We start from the raw sequence: 17,869 nt of genomic DNA, 5'->3' as shown, positions 1-17,869 counted from the left end.
TCAACTGCAAGACATGCCTTGTCAGCCCGAGCGTTCTTCATGCACCGTTTCTCCTTATAGGCCTCTGCAATCGATGGACAACAAAAGCACGGCGCGCATGTTGCGGTCCCCACACATCACACATTCGTCTTCTCAATGAATTCACTCGACAACGAAAACAACACATCCCTGGATCGCCGGACTTTCTTCGTGGGCGCAATCGGCCTTGCCACGCTGGGCACCACGGCTTGCGGAGGGGGAGGCGGCAGCTTCGTCGGCGGAGGGGCTGTTGTGGGGGCCGCGCCACCGGACACTCCCACGGCAGCCGACCCTTCCAGCGAGCCTGGCGATCCCGCGGTGGCCCCGCCCCCGCCGTCTCCTCCCCAGGCACGCAAGTTCGTCCACCCCGGCCTTCTTCACACGGAGAGCGACTTCGAGCGCATGCGCCAAAAGGTCAATGACCAGGCGCAACCATGGCTCGCCGGCTGGAATGCATTGACAGGCAACGGCCGCGCGCAACTCGGTGCGAAGCCGCGTCCGCTGGCCAGGGTGGTGCGGGGCGGCGACGGCCAGAACTTCGCGCAGTTCTACATCGATGTCGCACGCGCATATCAACTCGCGCTGCGCTGGAAGGTCTCGCAGGACACGCGCTATGCCGACCTTGCCGTGACCTTCCTGAACGAGTGGTCCTCCACGCTCAAGGAGCTCACGGGCAATGCGGACCGCTTTCTCGCGGCGGGCATCTACGGCTACGAGTTCGCGAACGCGGCCGAGATCATGCGCACGTATCCAGGCTGGGCGCCGGCCGATTTCGCGCGCTTCCAGACCATGATGCTGGACATCTTCTACCCGCTCAACCACAGCTTCCTCACCGACCACAACGGCACCAACGCCACCGGCATCACCAACTACTGGGCCAACTGGGACCAGTGCACCATGGCCTCGATGCTGGCGATCGGCGTGCTCTGCGACCGGCAGGACATCTACGACGAGGCGATCAGCTACTACAAGACGGGCCAGGGCAACGGCGCGGGCCTGCAGGCGGTCTATCACGTGCATCCCGGCTACCTTGGCCAATGGCAGGAAAGCGGACGCGACCAGGGCCACTGCACGCTCGGCATAGGGCTTGCGGGCGCCTTCTGCGAGATGGCCTGGAACCAGGGCGACGACATCTACGGCTACGAGAACAACCGCTTCCTGGCCGGCTCCGAGTACGTGGCGAAGTCCAACCTTCCCGATGGCAACGGCGGCTTCCACACGGTGCCGTACGTCACCAACATCAACAGGCAGGGCACGCAGTCCGTGCTGTCGACAGGCGCCCTGGGGCATCGGCGGGGAATCTGGGAAAGCGTGCACAACCACTACGCCAATCGCCTGGGCATCGCCACCCCCTACACCGCCCTGCAAGCCATCCAGATGCGCCCCGAGGGCGACGGCGGCAAAGGCGACGAACTGGGATTCGGCACGCTGACCTTCACGCGCGATCCGCTCCCGACAGCCGGGCGGCCCAGCGGGTTGACCGCGCGCTTGCGCGGCACGCAGGTGGTGCTGTCATGGTGGGGCTGCACCGGTGCGCAGAGCTACTCGGTGCGCCGCGCCGCGCAGGCGGGCGGCCCCTACAGCGTGATCGCATCGGGCATCACCGATGTGCTCACATTCAACGACACCGCGCTCAGCGCGACCGGCGTGTACCACTACGTGATCGTCGCGGCCACCGCCTCGGGCGAGAGCGCACCGTCCAGCGAAGCGCGCGTGTCCGTGCCGCCCGAATTGCTGCTGCAGTGGAAGCCCGACGGCGGCGCGCGCACGCCTGTCAGCCTTCCAACGGGCCTGGCAAAGAACGCCTCCGACTTCACGGTCTCGGTCCGGGTCTTCCTGGACAGCGCCGCGACGTGGGCTCGCGTGTTCGACTTCGGCTCCGGCTCGCGCCGCTACATGATGCTCACGGCACGCAGCAACACCGGCGTGGTCCGCTACGGGATCTCCACGGTCCACGGCTACAACGAACAGATGATCGATGGCACGGCGGCGCTTGCTACCGGGCGCTGGGTGCATGTCGCGGTCACCCTGTCGGGCACGCTTGGAACGCTGTACGTGGACGGCGTCATAGCCGGCACCAACGCACAGATGACGCTCACGCCCGCCGACCTCGGCGAGACGACGCAGAACTGGCTCGGCCGTTCGCAGTTTCCGGCCGACCCCGATCTGCAGGGACGCGTGGACGATCTGCGCCTCTACAGCGGCGCATTGGGTCCGGCGGAGATTGCTGCACTGGCCCAGGCCTGATGTGGCCTGGCCAGCAAGAGGCCGGATGGCCTCCTCAGGCCTTCTGCTTCGGGCGATAGCCCGCAAGCTCGTGCTTGGCGATCGCGTTGCGGTGCACTTCGTCCGGGCCGTCGGCCATGCGAAGGTGGCGGGCATAGGCCCAGAAATTCACCAGCAGCGTGTCCTGGCTCAGGCCCATCGCGCCGAAGGCCTGCATCGCGTCGTCGATCACCTGGATGCAGTTGTTGGGCGCGATCACCTTGATCATCGCGATCTCCTTGGCGGCCACCTTGTTGCCCACCGTGTCCATGCGCCAGGCCGCGTGCAGCACCATCCAGCGGGTCTGGTCGATCAGCATCCGGCTCTTGGCAATGCGCTCGCGCCACACGCCCTGCTCGGCCAGCGGCTTGCCGAAGGCCACGCGCGACACCACGCGCCCGCACATCATCTCCAGCGCCGACTCGGCCATGCCGATCATGCGCATGCAGTGATGGATGCGCCCCGGGCCCAGGCGCCCCTGCGCGATCTCGAAGCCGCGGCCCTCGCCCAGGAGGATGTTGTCCACCGGCACGCGCACGTTCTCGAACAGCACCTCCGGATGGCCGAAGGGTGCGTCGTAGTGATTGACCAGCGCCATGTCGCGCAGCACCGTGATGCCGGGGGTGTCGGCGGGCACGATGATCATCGATTGCTGGCGGTGGCGATCGGCGTTGTCGGGGTCCGTCTTGCCCATCAGGATGAAGAGCTTGCAGCGCTCGTTCATGGCACCGGTGATGTACCACTTGCGGCCGTTGATGACGTAGTCGTCGCCCTCGCGCCGGATGCTGCAGGCGATGTTGGTGGCGTCCGAAGACGCGACGGCGGGTTCGGTCATCGCGAAGGCGGAGCGGATCTGCCCATCGAGCAGCGGCTGCAGCCAGCGCGCCTTCTGCGCGGCCGAGCCGTAGCGCTCGATCACCTCGGTGTTGCCCGTGTCCGGCGCGCTGCAGTTGAAGGCCTCGGCGCTCCAGTAGCGCCGGCCCATGATCTCGCACAGCGGTGCGTATTCGAGGTTCGTGAGACCCGCGCCATGTGCGGTCTCGGGCAGGAACAGGTTCCACAGGCCCGCCGCGCGTGCCTTCTCCTTGAGCTCCTCCAGGAGCGGCAGGCCGGTGTAGAAGCCGCCGTTCTTCTGTGCATTCAGGTAGGACTGATGCGCTTCGTCGGCCTGGCGCTTCTCGTTCGGGTAGATGTGCGCGTCCATGAAGGCGAGGAGGCGCGTGCGCAGTTCCTGGACCTTGGGCGTGTAGGCGAATTCCATGCGGGTGTCTTCCGGGTTCGGGGTTGCGGGTCGTCGAGGAATGAACGTGCGCCATGGTGCCCGGCCCGGGGCCGCCTGGCTGTCTCCTGCACGACGGCGCTTCAGCGCAGCGGGAGCACCGGTGCCTCCGGGCGCTACGCCCGGGCCGCGAATGACGCGTGCTGCTCGAGCGGTGGCCGGCCCGTGTTCCGGGCAACGCCCCGTGCGCTCAGTTCGCTTCCACGCAGTTCGAGGTCCTCCAGGCAGTCGAGAAAAACCTCGAGTTGCCTGGCATCGATGCCATCGAGAAGATCGACGTTCAGGCGCGAGAGACGCGGAAACAGATCGTCGAAGAGCTGCTGGCCCGCAGGGCTCAGGCGCACATGCACGATGCGGCCGTCCTCGGCGTCCTGCCGCCGCTCCACCAGCTTCTTCTCGGTCAGGCTGCGCAGGGCCAATGAGGCGCTCGCACGGTCCATGTGCAGGCGCTCGGCAAACTTCGAGGCGGGGATCTCCCCCAGCTCCTCGAGCACGCCGATCATTCCCAGCTCGCGGCGCGTGATGCCGAAGCCGCCCTCGACCATGCGGGTCACCATGCCATTGCTCACGCATGCTGCGCGCCATATCCGGTAGAGGAGCAGGTCGTCCAGTGATTGGGGGGTGCGCAAGGCAACCGCGTCGGGGAAAGTGCGCATATGAATCAGAAGGATCAAAAAGGTGGGTGCCGGGAATTTCCTGCGGACAGCGATGCATGCACTTCCAGCACGCCTGCGTTGCGCAAGGCCTGCAGGAAACGCATGCAGCGGGAAACCGATTGCCCGCAGCGATCGGCCAGCTCGCTCGCGCTCAGTTGGCGCCGCCAGAGCAGATTCGCCATTCGGTCGTCGTCTTCGCTGCGCCCCATCAAGGCGGCCGGAGGCCAGCGGCGCAACGAGAAACGCGCCGAATCGAGAAGCTCCTGCGACATCGCCGACACCAGGGCTGCCGGGCCCGGCGATCGCCGTGCTTCAAGAAGTTCCTGGCCTGTGTTCAACAGCCATTGCTGGAGCTTCTCGGCACGGATCGGGCGCTCCAGCGTGTTCGCCATGCCCTCGGAATGCATGCGGGCCACGGTCAGCACCGCAGGCGCCATTTGCTCGACCTCGGCCAAACGGTCTTCGATCAGGTTTCCGTCGACGAGCAGCGCGTCGAACGGCGGGACATTGACCAACTTCCACGGGAACGAGCCGTTCTGTGCGGACAGCCGGACGATCGTTTGAACGACGACGACTTCGACGGCCGGCAATCTGAACAAGCCGAGCCTCAGCCTGGGCATGCGTTGCCTTCGAGATGCATAGGAGAAGCGATCACTCTGGATCTGGAGATTCGATGCCGCCTGGCACCTGACTGCCTGGCAAAGACAAGGAAGACTTGTAGTCGATGGACGAACGGACAGGGCGGGTTAGGGAAAAAACGGTAGGCAGAGATGTTGAAACAAACGGTAATGCAACGAAGGGGCGAAGCATAGGAGCGCGGGATGCATACACAAAAACGTTTCGCTCGATACCTCGTATCGATGCTGGAGATACCTGGGAACCCACCAAGGTCCAGCACGGCATCCATACCGGGACAAGGGGTGGCCCTGCACAAGAATCCAGGAGAAAAGGAAGCATGCGATTCCAGAAGCTGGACCTGAACCTGCTGGTCGCCCTGGATGCGTTGCTGAGGGAACGCAGCATCAGCCGGGCAGCGGAGCACCTGCACCTGAGCCAGTCGGCCATGAGCAGTTCGCTCGCGCGGCTGCGGACTTATTTCGAAGACGACCTGCTGGTATCCGTGGGCCGCAAGCTCGAACTCACCAGCCGGGCCGAGGTGCTGAAGGAAGCCGTGCGCGACATCCTCATGCGCGTGGACACCACCATCGCCACGGCCCCGCAGTTCGATCCGTCGGCGTCGGACCGCAGATTCCAGCTAGCCGTCTCCGACTACACGGCGGCAACCCTCATACCCCATGTACTCGCGCTGGCCGAGAAGCAATCTCGCACCGTGCGCTTCGACCTGATACCGGTGCCGGGCCGGCCCCAACACGCCTTGGAGAGCGGCGATGCAGACCTCATGGTCATCTCTCGCACCCACGCCCTGCCGGACCATCCTGCCGAGATGCTGTACGAGGAAGGGCTTTGCTGCCTGGTGTGCAACAGCAGCAGCTTTGCGCAGTCCGGTGAACTCACGCTCGCGCAGTACACAACGGCCGGCCATGTCGCGGTGCAGCCTCCGGCCATGGACAAGCCGATGCTGGAGAGCTGGTTCAAGCAACGCTACGTCAAGGCCGAGCGCATCGAGGTCACGACCTTCAGCTTCGTGAGTGCGCCCTATCTTGTCGTGGGCACCGAACGGATTGCGATCATGCACGGCAGGCTCGCCCGCATTGCCTGCAAAGCGCTGCCGGTCACGCTGTTCCCGCTGCCCACGCCGCCGCTGCGCCTGGAGCAGGTGCAGCAGTGGCACCGGCACCGCAGCCGGGACCCCGGGCTGCTGTGGCTGCGCGGGTTGATGCATGAAGCCGCTGTGCGCATGGATGCCGAAGCGGACCAGAACCTGGCGGGTTGAACGCGCCGCTCATCGGCTGGCATACGGCAGCGACGAATGGTGCACGACGATACGCAGCTTGCCCGCATCGTCCTTCACGAAGCTCCAGGTCTTGTCGACCGTGGTGACCTTGCCGTCCGGGCCGGTGAACAGCACGTTGCCCATCGTGCTGGCCGTGTCGCGGTGGATGAGCACCGCGCTGTTCTCGATCTCGCACTTGGTCCAGCCCTTCAGCGCAAAGCCCGTGTCGTTCGGAAAGGCCGGGTTGCCGCCGACGAAGTACGCCAGTGCGCCATCGCGGGCGGTGCGGAAGGTCTGCGGCGACGCTGCCAGCGTGGGCTTGAACAGCACCGCGCCCGACTGGTAGGCATACGCGCTGTCGATGACCTTCTCGGCCAGCGCCTTGGCCGCTTCCTGGCCGCCGCTCGCGTTGGCGGCGCTGATGTCGACCAATGCCTTGCACCAGGCCTTCTGGGCCATCAGGACCTCGGTCTCGGTGATGCTGTGGTCAATGTGCTTCTGCCTGGCTGCAGCCGGCAGGATCGCGCCCCCGATCAGGAGGCTGGCGATGGCGATCTGCGTGAACTTCTTCATTTTCAATTCCGTTGAGAGTGGTTGGAGTAATCGGACTAATGCAACAAAGTGGCGAAGCATGGGAGCACGGCCTGTATACGCAAAGCCGTTCTCCTCGATACCGCCCATCGACACAGGAGATACCTGAACCGAGAACTCGATTGCACCAGTGCGAGATGCACCCGGAATGAAGCGAGCATTAACCGGTGCTGAGCGGGAGATGAATACGGCATGAACAAACGCCGCCTGCACTGAGGCAGAGAAGCAGCATTCCCCCTGGCACGAACCGATGAATTAGGTCAACAACCGGCCTCGTGCATGAAAAAGGGAAATGACTTGGGCGCGAACAAAGACGCAGCCCCGGCGCACTTTTGCGCGCCGACCGCTCAACAAGAGCCGGGCTGGCGAACCTCGTCCTGCATGGCAACGCACTTCGACAGCAGATAGCCCTCCCCATACACAGCCTTCAGCACGAAGCCGTTTTTCTCGTGCAGCGCGAGCTTTCTCCGCACGTTGGTGGCGCAGACATCGAACCCCCGCGAGCTGCGGCGGGACGTGGACCTCCACAGCGCATTCCAGAGCCAGTCGCGCGTCACCACGCGATCCATGTTGCGGAACAGTTCCAGCGCAAAGTCGAACTGGCGCGGCTGGAGAAAGATCTCGCGCCCCCGATGCAGCACGATGCGGTGGTGCACGATGAACCGGTAGTCGCCCCAGGCCAGTTCCGGAACCCGGGCCGATCGCGCCGAATTTTCTTTCGTTCGCGCGAGCAGCGAGCGAATGCGCCACTCCAATTCGTCGTTGGTCGTTCGCAAGGCGTCGAACTCGATGGCATCGACCGCTTCGGCGTCTTCATTGCGAAGCAGCAGCTCCCCCCACTGCATTCCCTCGACGAGAAGGAGCGCCGGCATGCCCAGCGCATCCCTGCCGCCGGAAAGAACCCTTCTGGGAAGGCCGTTCTGCAAAGGCGCCAGAAGCAGATCGAAGCGTTGGTGCTCTTCCAGAATTTGCAGAAGGTTGTCCTCATGGGTGAATACGACGGCATGGTGGCCCATCGAACTCAGCCGGCTCTCGAGCGCGGCACTGCGCACACCATCGCCGTCATACAACGCGATGAACAGGTTCTGCCGCTCACTCATTCGCTGTATTCAAGGCTGGCGGGAAGCTGGTACCCACGAAGACTTCGAGCGACGCGTGACATGCGCGATCAAGCGCCAGGACGCTCTTCAAGGACGTACCCCTCGCCCCGCACGGAATGCAACAGCTTCGTCTCGAACGGTGCGTCGAGCTTGCTGCGCAGGCGCAGCACGGCCACGTCGACGGCGTTGTTCTTGCCGTCGAATTCCCTGTTCCATACGCGCTGCGAGAGCTGTTCCCGGGAGAGCACTTCGCCCTGGCTGCGAAGCAGCACCAGCAGCAACGCAAACTCCATCCGGGTCAGGTCGAGTTCCACGCCCTCGCGGGTGCACCGCGTGGTGCGCTCGTCGAGCTCCAGATCGCCCAGGCGCAGCACCGGCTGGCGGACCACGCGCGGGCGACGGGCCAACGCCGTGACCCGCGCAAGCAGGTCGGAGAGCGAGAAGGGCTTGACCAGATAGTCGCTCGCGCCCAACTCCAGGCCCGCGATGCGAGCGGCCACGCTGTCGCGTTCGGTCAAGACCAGAAGAGGCGCATCGGTCTTGCGCCGGATCGCCTGGACGGCACTGAATCCTGCATGTCCGGTCCGCATCGAATTCAGGAGGATGAGCGCGTAGTCTTGCGCGAGCGCCGCGTTCGCCGTGGCGTTGTCGCCGGTCGCGATGTCGATGGCAAATCCGTTGCTCTCCAACCCCTCGCTGAACGATTTGCACTGGGTCGACTGGTGGTCGATGAGCAGGATGCGCAGGGGATCGATCTCGTCATCGATCTGGGCGGCATTCGCATGGCTGATGCCGAGAAACGAGCCGCTCAATACGGTCTCGAAAGGAAGCTGGGAAACATTAATTCGCACGATCTCTCCTGTTCCAGCGCCAGGAGGAGCTGTCGTGCTTTTATATGTTTTCGACAGATCGTTGACCTAATCCATCATCTTCTCTCGCCACCCCGCGCCAGCTGGAGATCGGACCATTCGCATGCGTTTTCCTCATTGCACCGAAGAATGAGATTAAGCCTCTCACTTATCCATGCAATCGATGGAAATATGCCCGCCCTTCGGTCACATCGTTGCGCACCGGTGAGGATTCCTTGTCGGGGCCGTGGCGAGCTTGCACCAGAGGGTGCCGAGAGTCCAACAGAACACCAAGGCCGACGTCGGGAAGCCGACATCTTCAAAGCGGCACCGTTGCTCCGGATCGATCGGAAAAACCTTCGACGCGGTGGGCGGCGACCCAAGTGTCATCGGTCCTACACGGAAACGTCATCGACGCTTCCTACGCTTGCGCGCTTCGCAACGTCTGACCTTACTTTCCATGTCCGCTTCCAACAATTCGCGCGGCCCTCGCGCACCGCGCAATGCCGCACCCGCTGTATCGAACACCGAACCCGACACGACGTTGCATGCGTCCCCGCGCCGTCATGTGCTCAAGCTCGGCGCGTCGCTCCTGACCGTCGGCAGCAGCAGCGCCTTGCTGGCTGCTTGCGGCGGTGGCGGTGGCAACGCAGGCCTGCCGGTGCTCGGGGCCTTGCCGGTACCTGCGCCCACACCTCCAGCGCCCACCCCTGCCCCACCGGCCGCAGCAAAGATCTCCAGCTTCGCGCTGGCCGTGATGCCAGACACGCAGTTCTATGCGCGCTACGCCACGGCCGCCGAGAGCGACCAGTACGACAAGCGCTTCGGCAGCGCGCCCTTCGCGGCGCAGACGAAATGGATCGCCACCAACGCGAAAGCCCTGAACATCCCCTTCACCATCCACCTGGGCGACGTGGTCGACCAGGTCGGCAAGCCCGACCAGTGGAAAGTGGCCGATGCCGCCATGAAGGTGCTCGAAGACGCGAAGCTGCCTTACAGCGTGCTCGCCGGCAACCATGACGTGCTCAGAGACATCGACTACGGCATCGACCCCGTCGGCGGCACGGATGCCAACCGTACGCCCGCCAACGAGCCTTACATCCAGTGGTTCGGCACCGAGCGCGCGAAGAAGCAGGCCACCTTCGGTGCACGCGACCCCAGTGGCTTCCACGAGTACCACGTGTTCGAGGCGCAGGGCCAGAAGTTCATGGTGCTCTCGCTGTCGTGGCGCATCTCCGATGCCGGCATCGCCTGGGCCCGCCAGGCGATCGCGAAGAACCCCACGTTGCCCGTGATCCTGGTCAATCACCAACTGCTCAACATCGCGCCCGACGGAACCGGCCCGCTCGAGACCGACTACGGCAAGATGCTCTGGGAGAAGCTGATTCGCGACAACGACCAGATCTTCATGACGCTCAACGGCCACCACCACGGTGCCGCGCACCTCACGAAGACCAACGATTTCGGCCGCAAGGTCGAGGAAATGGTTGTCGACTACCAGATGGCCTACCAGGGTGGCAACGGCCTGATGCGTCTTTACGAATTCGACCTGACCAACAAGAAGATCAAGGTGCTGTCGTTCTCGCCGTGGGTGCCGCAAAAGCCGACCGCCACGCTCAACAGCTTCGACCAGGCCGTGCTCACCACGCCCAACGAGGCCTTCGTCATCGACATGGATTTCGCGCAGCGCTTCGCGGGCTTCAACAAGAGCTTCGGCACCGGCAGCGCCACCATCGACAGTTCGCTGGTGGATCAGGCCCGCGCGATGATCCTCGCCAACTACAAGGATCCGGCCACGATCGAGCAGCGCCCCGCGGCGAACCCGGACGACTACCCCAAGGTGGCGAACACGCTGGCCCACTGGCGCTTCTTCGGTGGCACGATCAACCAGCCCGTGCTGCCGGGCACCGTCATTGCCGACGTCACGGGCACCAACCCGCTGCACCGCGATGCATTGAACCAGGGGGGCATCGTCGGCGCGACCGACGGCGACATCGTGTGGACCGATGACCGCCACTACCTCTCCGCCGCGCCGGGCTCGGTTCGCTTCCTGAACACCAACAAGAACACGCCGCGCCTGAGCTACTTCCTCACCGACGCGGCCGCGCCGATCAACGCGCAGACGTTGGAGAACGGCTACACCGTCGAGGCCTTCATCAAGATCGACAAGAGCTGGACCAGCGGCAACCAGGCGTGGATGAACATCATGACCAGGGACGGTCGTCGCGGCGATCTCGCAGGCTATTCCGGCGGCGACCCGGAATCCCCGCCGATGCTGTTCGCCATTTCGAGCCTGCGCGAGGTGCAATGGGAAGTCGTACCGAGCCCGGCTGGCACGCGCGAGCCCAAGGCCAACTGGTCGGGCGAAGTCATCGCCGACCGGTGGGTGCATGTCGCGATCGTGAACGACCCGATGTCGCACGACACCACGATGTACGTCGAAGGCGCGCCGGTGCTGCGCAACGCGGCGGCCATCCCGGGGCTCGCCACGTTGTCGGCCGCATCACCCTGGGTGGTGGGCGGCGGCTCGTGGGACGGTGCGCGCGCCGACGGTTTCTTCGGCAACATCGGCGAAGTGCGCGTGGTGGCCGCGGCGCTCGCACCGGCGCAATGGCTGACGGCACGCAAGGCTGGTTGACGCGACATTCGGCGCGGCGGGTGCTCTCTGCCTCTCTCCGGTGTGGAGGCCGCGCCGTCCTCAACCGCCGGTCCTGCCCGTGCAGGAACTGCGAAAGGCCCCGATCAGTGCTCGTGAGGGAAAAGCCGCTCGATCGGGCAGTGCGTCTTGATGAACGGCGACTTGATGACGATGTAGCTGAAGTACTTCGAGATGCCGATGTTGCGTTCGAGCAGTCCCTCGATCACTTCCTGGTAGTGGTTCACGCCGCGGGTGAGAAAGCGCAGCAGGTAGTCGTAGCCGCCGCTGACCAGGTGGCATTCGAGCACCTCGTCGACCTCGCGGATCGCGGCCTCGAAGCGCACGAAGTCTTCGCGGTGATGGTCCTGCAGCGTGACCTCGGTGAAAACCGTCAGCGTGTCGCCGAGCTTCTCGAGCCGCAGGTGCGCGCCGTAGCCGGCGATATAGCCGGCCTGCTCCAGCCGCTTGACGCGGATGAGGCAGGGGCTGGGCGACAGTCCGACCGCGTCCGCCAGGTCGACGTTGGTCATGCGCCCGTTCTTCTGCAACTGGGCCAGGATGCGCAGGTCGAGTCGGTCGATCTTGAAAGCTTCTGACATGGCGGCGCCTGATAACAAGAAAAGCCCGATTCTGCGTCGTCGGCCGGTGATCGGGGGGCTTTGCGCGTCTTCCTGTTCAGGCCGCCAGCGCGGCGCGAACGTCGGGTGCCTCGAGCACTTCGTCGAGCGTCTTCTTCAGCCGGGCGAAGAGTTGCGCGAACTCGTCCTCGGTGAAGGTGAGCGCGGGCGCAAAGCCGAGGATGTGGTCGCCGAAGGAGCGGAACACCAGGCCGTTGCGGTAGCCGGCCGCAAAGATGCGGTCGGACAGCCCCAGTGCCGCATCGAAGCCGCGCTTGCTGGCCTTGTCGCTCACCAGCTCCAGTGCGCCCAGCAGGCCGCGGTGACGCGCGTCGCCCACCAGCGGGTGCGTGCGCAGCGCATCGAGCCCGGCCGCGAAATGCGCGGCGCCGCGCTGGCCGTTGGCGAGCACGCCGCCTTCCTCGTAGAGCCGCAGCACCTCCAGCGCAACCGCGGCGCCCACGGGGTGTGCCGAATAGGTGGCGCCGTGGCCGATGGACGCGCCAGCGGGCGCGCCGTCGGCGATGCCGGCGTAGACCTTCTCGGACATCATGGTCGCACCCATCGGCACGTAGCCGGCGGTCAGTCCCTTGGCCATGGTCATGAGGTCGGGCTCCACGCCCTCGGCCTCGCAGGCGAACATGGGACCGGTGCGGCCGAAGCCGGTGATGACTTCGTCCACGACGAAGAGGATGTCCAGGTCGCGCGCGGCCTCGCGCATGGCCTTCAGCCAGCCCACGGGCGGCACGATGACGCCGCCCGAGCCTTGAATGGGTTCGCAGAAGAACGCCGCCACGTTGTCGGCGCCCAGCTCGGCCACCTTGGCGCGCAAGGCCGCGACCGACGCGGCGATCAGCGCCTCGGGGTCGGCGCCATCGGCACGGCGGTAGGCGTAGGGTGACGCAATGTAGTGCTGCGTGGGCAGCGGCAGGTCGAAGCCGCGATGGAAGGCCGGCAGCGCGGTGAGGCCCGCGCCGGTGGACGACGAGCCGTGGTAGCCGCGTTCGAGCGAGATGAACTGCTTCTTGGCGGGCCGGCCGGTCGCGTTGTAGTACTGCACGATGAAGCGCACGGCCGCATCCACCGCTTCGGAGCCGCCCAGCGTCAGGTACACGCGGGTCAGCGACGCGGGCGTGATCTGCACCAGCTTCTCGGCGAGACGGATGGCCGGCTCGCTGCTGAAGTGAAAGTAGCCGGTGGCATACGGCAGCCGGCGCATCTGCTCGGCGGCGGCTTGCACCACGCTCTCTTGCCCGTAGCCCACGTTCACGCACCAGAGGCCCGCGAAGGCGTCGAGCAGTTCGTGGCCGTTGCCGTCGGTCAACCAGGCGCCGCGGCCCGAGGCCAGCACGGTGGGGCCGCGCTGCTCGTGCACGCGCCAGGGCGAGACGGGGTGGATGAGGTGGGCGCGGTCGATCGCGTCGAGCGCGGCGTGGTGAGGCAATGCGGTGGGGTGCGTCATGGCGGTGTGTGTGAAGGCGAGAGCGAAGGAGGCTTCCGATGCCCTCAGCTTAGGCGGCGCATCGGGCGAGGTGGTGCTGCTTTGGGGGTGCTCTGCGAAGCAGGCTGCGGTTGTGTATGGCGCAGGCAGCAGATCGTGCGGTCGGTCTTTTCGGCGCCTGGATCGGGCGCATCAATACCCGCGTGCGCGATCGACCAGGCCGACCATCGGCTCACCGGCCTCGAAGCGCTCGAGGTTGTCGAGCAGCGCCTCTGCGGCGCTCAGCGGCTGCGTCATGCTGGCAATGTGCGGCGTGAGCCGGATGCGCGGATGGCGCCAGAAGGCATGCGCCGACGGCAACGGCTCGGGATCGGTCACATCGAGCACCGCATCGCCGATCTGCCCGCTGGCAAGGGCTGCGAGCAGGTGCGCGTCCACCAGTTGCGGCCCGCGCCCCACGTGCACCAGGCTCGCGCCCGCAGGCAGCTGCGAGAACAGCCGCGCATCGAGGAAGCCGCGTGTCGAGTCGGTCAGCGGCAGCAGGCACACGAGGATGTCGGTGCGGGCCAGAAAGGCCGGCAGCTCGTCGGCACCGGCATGGCATTGCACGCCGTCGACCGCGTGCCGCGAGCGGCTCCATCCCGCGCAGTCGAAGCCCAGTGCGACGAGCTGCGCCAGCGCGGCCTGCCCGAGCGAGCCCAGCCCGAGCACGCCGATGCGCCGCTCGCCGGCGGGCAGCACGGGCAGCGGCTTCCACACGCCCTCGTCCTGCTGGCGCTGGTACTGAGGCATGTTGCGATGCAGGCCGAGCACCGCATGCGTCACGTACTCGACCATGCCGCGCACGATGCCGGGCTCGACCATGCGCACCACCGGCAACGCGGCCGGCAGCGCCGCGAAGTCGAACTGGTCGACGCCCGCGCCCGAGGAAAACAGCACCTGCAGGTTCGGGAAGCGCACCGCCATGTCGGGCGGCGGCTCCCAGGCCGCAAGAAAGCGCACCTGCGCCGGATCGCCGATGTCGGGCCAGATGCGAAAGTCGATATCGGGCCGGCGGCGGCCGAACACCTCGGCCCACTGGCGACCGCGCACGGGGTCGGACTTGTAGAGGAAGGTCGTGGAGCCCATCGGTTTCCCCTTCAGCCCACGGCCTGCGTGACGAGCGCGAACAGCGTCGGCCCCGCGGGCGGCACAGCGAGCGGCGCGCCGCGCACCATCGTCGTGGGCGCGTCGACGCGCAACAGGCCGATGCTCTCGAGCCATTCGGCCAGCCCGCTTTCGAAGTCGATGTCGATGCGCGTGAACTGGCCGGCATTCACGCCCGCAAGGTGCGCGATCAAGGCCTTCGCGCCCTCCGCATCGGGGGCCACCACCGGACCGATGACGTGCCCGCGCCCGAAGCGCCGCAGCATCGCGAAGCCGACGGGCTCGTTGTCGCGATCGAGCACCACGCAGGCATCGGCGCTCTGCAGCAGGTCGGCGATCAGCGCATCGCGCGGCATGCCGCGCGATGCCGCGTCGAGTGCCTGCAACGCCGGCAGTTCATTCAGGCCCGCGGGCCGCAGGCGCCAGCCCGGCTGCAGCGCGACCAGCGGCGGCGACAACGCAAGGCCCTGGTGCTGGCGCATCTCGCCGGTGCGCACGAAGCCCAGCCGCTCATAGAGACCGCGCCCTTCGGCCGTCGCATGCAGCAGCACGGTGCGGTCTTCCAGGCCGTCGAGCAGCGCAGTCATCAGCCGGTGCCCGATGCGGCGGCCCTGGCAGGCGGGGGAGACGATCACCAATCCGATGGTGGCGTGGGCCTGGCCCCAGAGCCAACGCTGGCCGGTCGCGACGATCTGGCCGTCGCGCTCGGCTGCAATTCCCTCGGCATGCGCGAACGTCTGCGCCCAGTCCGCCGGGCGATGCGGCCAGCGCAATTCGGCGGACAGCGCATGCACATGCGGCAGGTCGGCGGGCGTCATCGGTCTGAACACCACGCCGTCCAAGGCGGGTGCATTCGGAGTGGGTTCGGGCATCGGAAAACTCTCTCTGTAGCGGTTGAATTGCGCGCCCATCTTGGACGACATCGAGGCGCTGCACCAGTGCGAACCGGGCCTCCATTGCAACTCGCAAGCTTCGCCTGCCACGTGCCCCGGTTTTGCAATTGCCTGCGGTGGCGCACCCGGCATACGCACACAAATGCTGCGCCAACCTGCCTAGCATCGGTCGCCATTCCCTTACGTGTCGCCGCCCCTGAGACCAATGCCACGCCAATGCCCATGCATGCCTCGATCCACGCACATCCCGGACGCTTCAAAAGCGTGCCGACCGGCTGTGCCGCGGCACATCAAGGTGCATGGCGGCACGCATCGAGGGCAGACCGCACGGCATGCCGTCGCCGGCCCCGCAAACCGCAGCTTCGTTGCGACGGACATCGTTTTTCCACACATCCGTCACGCGACTGCGTGCTGCAATCACTTCGTAATGAGCTTGTCGCAATTCCCATCCATGTGCCAACTTTTTTGATCAAGGATTCGAGACCATGACCTTCCGTCCCAAATACGTGACCTTCGACTGCTACGGCACCCTCACCCGGTTCCGCATGAAGGAGATGGCCGCCGACCTTTTCGCCGACCGCATTCCGGCCGAGCGCATGGAAGAGTTCCATGCCGACTTCACCGCCTATCGCTTCGACGAGGTGCTGGGCGACTGGAAGCCCTACGAGGTGGTGCTGAAGAACGCGGTGCGGCGCCTGTGCAGGAAATGGAAGATCCAGTACTTCGACCTGGACGCGCAGAAGATCTACGACGCGGTGCCCACCTGGAGCCCGCACGACGACGTGGCGGCCGGCCTCGCAAAGGTCGCCAAGGAGATTCCCCTGGTGATCCTGTCGAACGCTTCCGACGACCAGATCCAGAAGAACGTCGCGATGCTCGGCGCGCCCTTCCACCGCGTCTACACCGCGCAGCAGGCGCAAGCCTACAAGCCGCGGCTGCAGGCCTTCGAGTACATGCTCGATTCGCTGGGCTGCAACCCGGAAGACGTGCTGCACGTGTCGTCCAGCCTGCGCTACGACCTGATGTCGGCGGACGACCTGGGCATCGTCAACAAGGTGTTCGTGAACCGCGGCCACGGCCCGGGCAACCCGGCCTATCGCTACACGGAAATCCAGGACATCGGCGGCCTTCCCGGCGTCGTCGGTCTCTGATCGCTCTGCGGCCCGCATTTCTCATCACGCCATGAAGCTCGACTCCTACTGGACCGATTCGGCGCCGGCCTTCTCTCCCGCAGCGTGTGCGCTGCCAGGGCAGGTCGACATCGCGATCGTCGGCGGCGGCTTCACCGGCCTGTCGGCGGCGCTGGCATTCGCACGGCGCGGTGCCCGCGTCGCGGTGCTGGAGGCCGGCACGCGCGTGGCGGCGGAAGCGTCGGGCCGTAACGGCGGGCACGTCAACAACGGACTGGCCGTGGACTATGCCGATGTGGCGGCCAAGGTCGGCGTTGAAAAAGCCCGCGCCTGGTACCACGCCTACGACGCCGCGGTGGACAGCGTGGCGCGGCTCGTGCGCGACGAGGAGATCGACTGCGACTTCATGCGGCACGGCAAGCTCAAGCTCGCCACGCGTGCGAACCAGATGGGCGCGCTCGAACGCAGTGCGCAGCGCCTGGTCGACGACGGCGTGGACACCGAGGTCGAGATCCTCGATGCGGCGCGGGTGCGCGGCGAGGTGCAGAGCGATCGCTTCCACGGCGGGCTGCTCTACAAGCGCAGCGGCCAGATGCACATGGGCCGCTTCGCCCACGGCCTGGCCACGGCCGCGCAGCGCCACGGCGCGCAGATTCACACCGGCACGGCCGTGGAGCGCATCGAGCGCCTGGGCCAGGGCCACACGCACCGGCTGCACACGGCGCGTGGCACCGTCACCGCGCAGCAGGTGCTGCTGGCCACCGGCGCCACGCGCCATGGCGGCTACGGCAGCTTCGGCTGGCTGCGCCGGCGCATCGTTCCGATCGGCAGCTTCATCGTCGTGACCGAGCCGCTGGGCGCCGAGCGTGCGCAGGCGTTGCTGGCGGCGCGGCGCACCTACACGACGGTCGCGAACATCCATCACTACTTCCGCCTCACGGCCGATCACCGGCTGGTGTTCGGCGGGCGCGCGCGCTTCGCGATCTCCAGCCCGCAGTCGGATGCCGCGAGCGGCGAGATCCTGCGTGCGGGGCTGGCCGAGACCTTTCCGCAGCTGGGCGCCGTGCGCCTGGACTACTGCTGGGGCGGCCTCGTCGACATCACGCAGGACCGCTTGCCCCATGCCGGCGAGCGCGACGGCCTCTACTACGCCATGGGCTACAGCGGCCACGGCACGCAGATGTCGGTCCACATGGGCGAGCGCATGGCCGCCGTGATGAATGGCGACGCCAACGCCAACCCCTGGCGGGACCGTGCATGGCCCGCCATCCCCGGCCACTTCGGTGCGCCCTGGTTCCTGCCGGCGGTGGGCATGTACTACCGGCTCAAGGACAGACTGGCCTGAGCGCCCGC

The 17,869-nt window shown here is 66.1% G+C and carries 15 protein-coding genes; 5 read left to right on the top strand and 10 right to left on the bottom strand.

From position 1 onward, the window contains the following. Window positions 1-420: 420 nt before the first annotated feature. On the top strand, window positions 421-2,265 hold the full coding sequence (locus ACSFA7_RS20145; RefSeq protein WP_435501018.1) for a LamG-like jellyroll fold domain-containing protein: 1,845 nt from the start codon (window positions 421-423) through the stop codon (window positions 2,263-2,265). Window positions 2,266-2,299: 34 nt separating this feature from the next. Here the strand turns inward: ACSFA7_RS20145 and ACSFA7_RS20140 are convergent, their stop codons facing one another. The 3 genes from ACSFA7_RS20140 to ACSFA7_RS20130 all read right to left on the bottom strand — a co-directional run bounded on the left by ACSFA7_RS20140 (window position 2,300) and on the right by ACSFA7_RS20130 (window position 4,838). Next, entirely contained in the window at window positions 2,300-3,544 is a 1,245-nt protein-coding gene (locus tag ACSFA7_RS20140; RefSeq protein ID WP_435501017.1) for an acyl-CoA dehydrogenase family protein, read from the bottom strand. A 134-nt stretch (window positions 3,545-3,678) separates the two neighbouring features. Next, window positions 3,679-4,218, bottom strand: a complete 540-nt coding sequence (locus ACSFA7_RS20135; protein WP_435501016.1) for a MarR family winged helix-turn-helix transcriptional regulator — start codon at window positions 4,216-4,218, stop codon at window positions 3,679-3,681. Window positions 4,219-4,232: 14 nt separating this feature from the next. After that, entirely contained in the window at window positions 4,233-4,838 is a 606-nt protein-coding gene (locus tag ACSFA7_RS20130; RefSeq protein WP_435501015.1) for a winged helix-turn-helix transcriptional regulator, read from the bottom strand. A 335-nt stretch (window positions 4,839-5,173) separates the two neighbouring features. Here ACSFA7_RS20130 and ACSFA7_RS20125 point away from each other — a divergent pair, with 335 nt between their 5' ends. Next, window positions 5,174-6,112, top strand: a complete 939-nt coding sequence (locus tag ACSFA7_RS20125) for a LysR family transcriptional regulator (RefSeq protein WP_435501014.1) — start codon at window positions 5,174-5,176, stop codon at window positions 6,110-6,112. A 9-nt stretch (window positions 6,113-6,121) separates the two neighbouring features. On the opposite strand, the gene ACSFA7_RS20120 is transcribed toward ACSFA7_RS20125, so the two are convergent. The 3 genes from ACSFA7_RS20120 to ACSFA7_RS20110 all read right to left on the bottom strand — a co-directional run bounded on the left by ACSFA7_RS20120 (window position 6,122) and on the right by ACSFA7_RS20110 (window position 8,615). Continuing rightward, the gene (locus ACSFA7_RS20120; RefSeq protein ID WP_435501013.1) at window positions 6,122-6,685 is read right to left on the bottom strand and encodes a hypothetical protein; all 564 of its coding nucleotides are present in this window, start codon (window positions 6,683-6,685) and stop codon (window positions 6,122-6,124) included. 365 nt (window positions 6,686-7,050) lie between these two features. Continuing rightward, entirely contained in the window at window positions 7,051-7,803 is a 753-nt protein-coding gene (locus ACSFA7_RS20115; RefSeq protein WP_435501012.1) for a winged helix-turn-helix domain-containing protein, read from the bottom strand. Between the two features lie 68 nt (window positions 7,804-7,871). Then, window positions 7,872-8,615: a winged helix-turn-helix domain-containing protein gene (locus ACSFA7_RS20110; RefSeq protein ID WP_435501011.1), complete on the bottom strand. Its 744-nt coding sequence runs from the start codon at window positions 8,613-8,615 to the stop codon at window positions 7,872-7,874. 496 nt (window positions 8,616-9,111) lie between these two features. On the opposite strand from ACSFA7_RS20110, the gene ACSFA7_RS20105 reads away from it, so the two are divergent. Continuing rightward, complete coding sequence (locus ACSFA7_RS20105; protein WP_435501010.1) at window positions 9,112-11,289, top strand: LamG-like jellyroll fold domain-containing protein; 2,178 nt, start codon at window positions 9,112-9,114, stop codon at window positions 11,287-11,289. Between the two features lie 104 nt (window positions 11,290-11,393). Here ACSFA7_RS20105 and ACSFA7_RS20100 read toward each other — a convergent pair whose 3' ends face one another. The 4 genes from ACSFA7_RS20100 to ACSFA7_RS20085 form a co-directional block, all read right to left on the bottom strand. Continuing rightward, window positions 11,394-11,888, bottom strand: a complete 495-nt coding sequence (locus ACSFA7_RS20100) for an Lrp/AsnC family transcriptional regulator (protein WP_013539071.1) — start codon at window positions 11,886-11,888, stop codon at window positions 11,394-11,396. Between the two features lie 76 nt (window positions 11,889-11,964). Next, window positions 11,965-13,368, bottom strand: a complete 1,404-nt coding sequence (locus tag ACSFA7_RS20095; protein ID WP_435501009.1) for an aspartate aminotransferase family protein — start codon at window positions 13,366-13,368, stop codon at window positions 11,965-11,967. Window positions 13,369-13,539: 171 nt separating this feature from the next. Beyond that, on the bottom strand, window positions 13,540-14,475 hold the full coding sequence (locus tag ACSFA7_RS20090; protein WP_435501008.1) for a 2-hydroxyacid dehydrogenase: 936 nt from the start codon (window positions 14,473-14,475) through the stop codon (window positions 13,540-13,542). A gap of 11 nt (window positions 14,476-14,486) precedes the next feature. Then, the gene (locus tag ACSFA7_RS20085; RefSeq protein ID WP_435501007.1) at window positions 14,487-15,365 is read right to left on the bottom strand and encodes a GNAT family N-acetyltransferase; all 879 of its coding nucleotides are present in this window, start codon (window positions 15,363-15,365) and stop codon (window positions 14,487-14,489) included. 506 nt (window positions 15,366-15,871) lie between these two features. Here ACSFA7_RS20085 and ACSFA7_RS20080 point away from each other — a divergent pair. Then, window positions 15,872-16,537 (top strand): haloacid dehalogenase type II, encoded by a 666-nt coding sequence (locus ACSFA7_RS20080; protein WP_435501006.1) that lies wholly within the window; start codon window positions 15,872-15,874, stop codon window positions 16,535-16,537. A 31-nt stretch (window positions 16,538-16,568) separates the two neighbouring features. Then, window positions 16,569-17,861 (top strand): NAD(P)/FAD-dependent oxidoreductase, encoded by a 1,293-nt coding sequence (locus tag ACSFA7_RS20075; protein ID WP_435501005.1) that lies wholly within the window; start codon window positions 16,569-16,571, stop codon window positions 17,859-17,861. Window positions 17,862-17,869: the final 8 nt, after the last annotated feature.

This window comes from Variovorax trehalosi, from assembly GCF_051216415.1.
Lineage (GTDB): Bacteria > Pseudomonadota > Gammaproteobacteria > Burkholderiales > Burkholderiaceae_C > Variovorax.
Note: the sequence above shows the minus strand (reverse complement) of the source record. Positions and strands in the feature narration are given on the sequence as shown.

Bases quoted from the DNA above. Each gene is read 5' to 3' on its own strand.
- ACSFA7_RS20135 (WP_435501016.1), bottom strand. From the start codon at position 4,218: ATGCGCACTTTCCCCGACGCGGTTGCCTTGCGCACCCCCCAATCACTG.
- ACSFA7_RS20115 (WP_435501012.1), bottom strand. From the start codon at position 7,803: ATGAGTGAGCGGCAGAACCTGTTCATCGCGTTGTATGACGGCGATGGT.
- ACSFA7_RS20085 (WP_435501007.1), bottom strand. From the start codon at position 15,365: ATGCCCGAACCCACTCCGAATGCACCCGCCTTGGACGGCGTGGTGTTC.
- ACSFA7_RS20105 (WP_435501010.1), top strand. From the start codon at position 9,112: ATGTCCGCTTCCAACAATTCGCGCGGCCCTCGCGCACCGCGCAATGCC.
- ACSFA7_RS20140 (WP_435501017.1), bottom strand. From the start codon at position 3,544: ATGGAATTCGCCTACACGCCCAAGGTCCAGGAACTGCGCACGCGCCTC.
- ACSFA7_RS20100 (WP_013539071.1), bottom strand. From the start codon at position 11,888: ATGTCAGAAGCTTTCAAGATCGACCGACTCGACCTGCGCATCCTGGCC.
- ACSFA7_RS20120 (WP_435501013.1), bottom strand. From the start codon at position 6,685: ATGAAGAAGTTCACGCAGATCGCCATCGCCAGCCTCCTGATCGGGGGC.
- ACSFA7_RS20090 (WP_435501008.1), bottom strand. From the start codon at position 14,475: ATGGGCTCCACGACCTTCCTCTACAAGTCCGACCCCGTGCGCGGTCGC.
- ACSFA7_RS20125 (WP_435501014.1), top strand. From the start codon at position 5,174: ATGCGATTCCAGAAGCTGGACCTGAACCTGCTGGTCGCCCTGGATGCG.
- ACSFA7_RS20080 (WP_435501006.1), top strand. From the start codon at position 15,872: ATGACCTTCCGTCCCAAATACGTGACCTTCGACTGCTACGGCACCCTC.
- ACSFA7_RS20075 (WP_435501005.1), top strand. From the start codon at position 16,569: ATGAAGCTCGACTCCTACTGGACCGATTCGGCGCCGGCCTTCTCTCCC.
- ACSFA7_RS20145 (WP_435501018.1), top strand. From the start codon at position 421: ATGCGCCAAAAGGTCAATGACCAGGCGCAACCATGGCTCGCCGGCTGG.
- ACSFA7_RS20130 (WP_435501015.1), bottom strand. From the start codon at position 4,838: ATGCCCAGGCTGAGGCTCGGCTTGTTCAGATTGCCGGCCGTCGAAGTC.
- ACSFA7_RS20095 (WP_435501009.1), bottom strand. From the start codon at position 13,368: ATGACGCACCCCACCGCATTGCCTCACCACGCCGCGCTCGACGCGATC.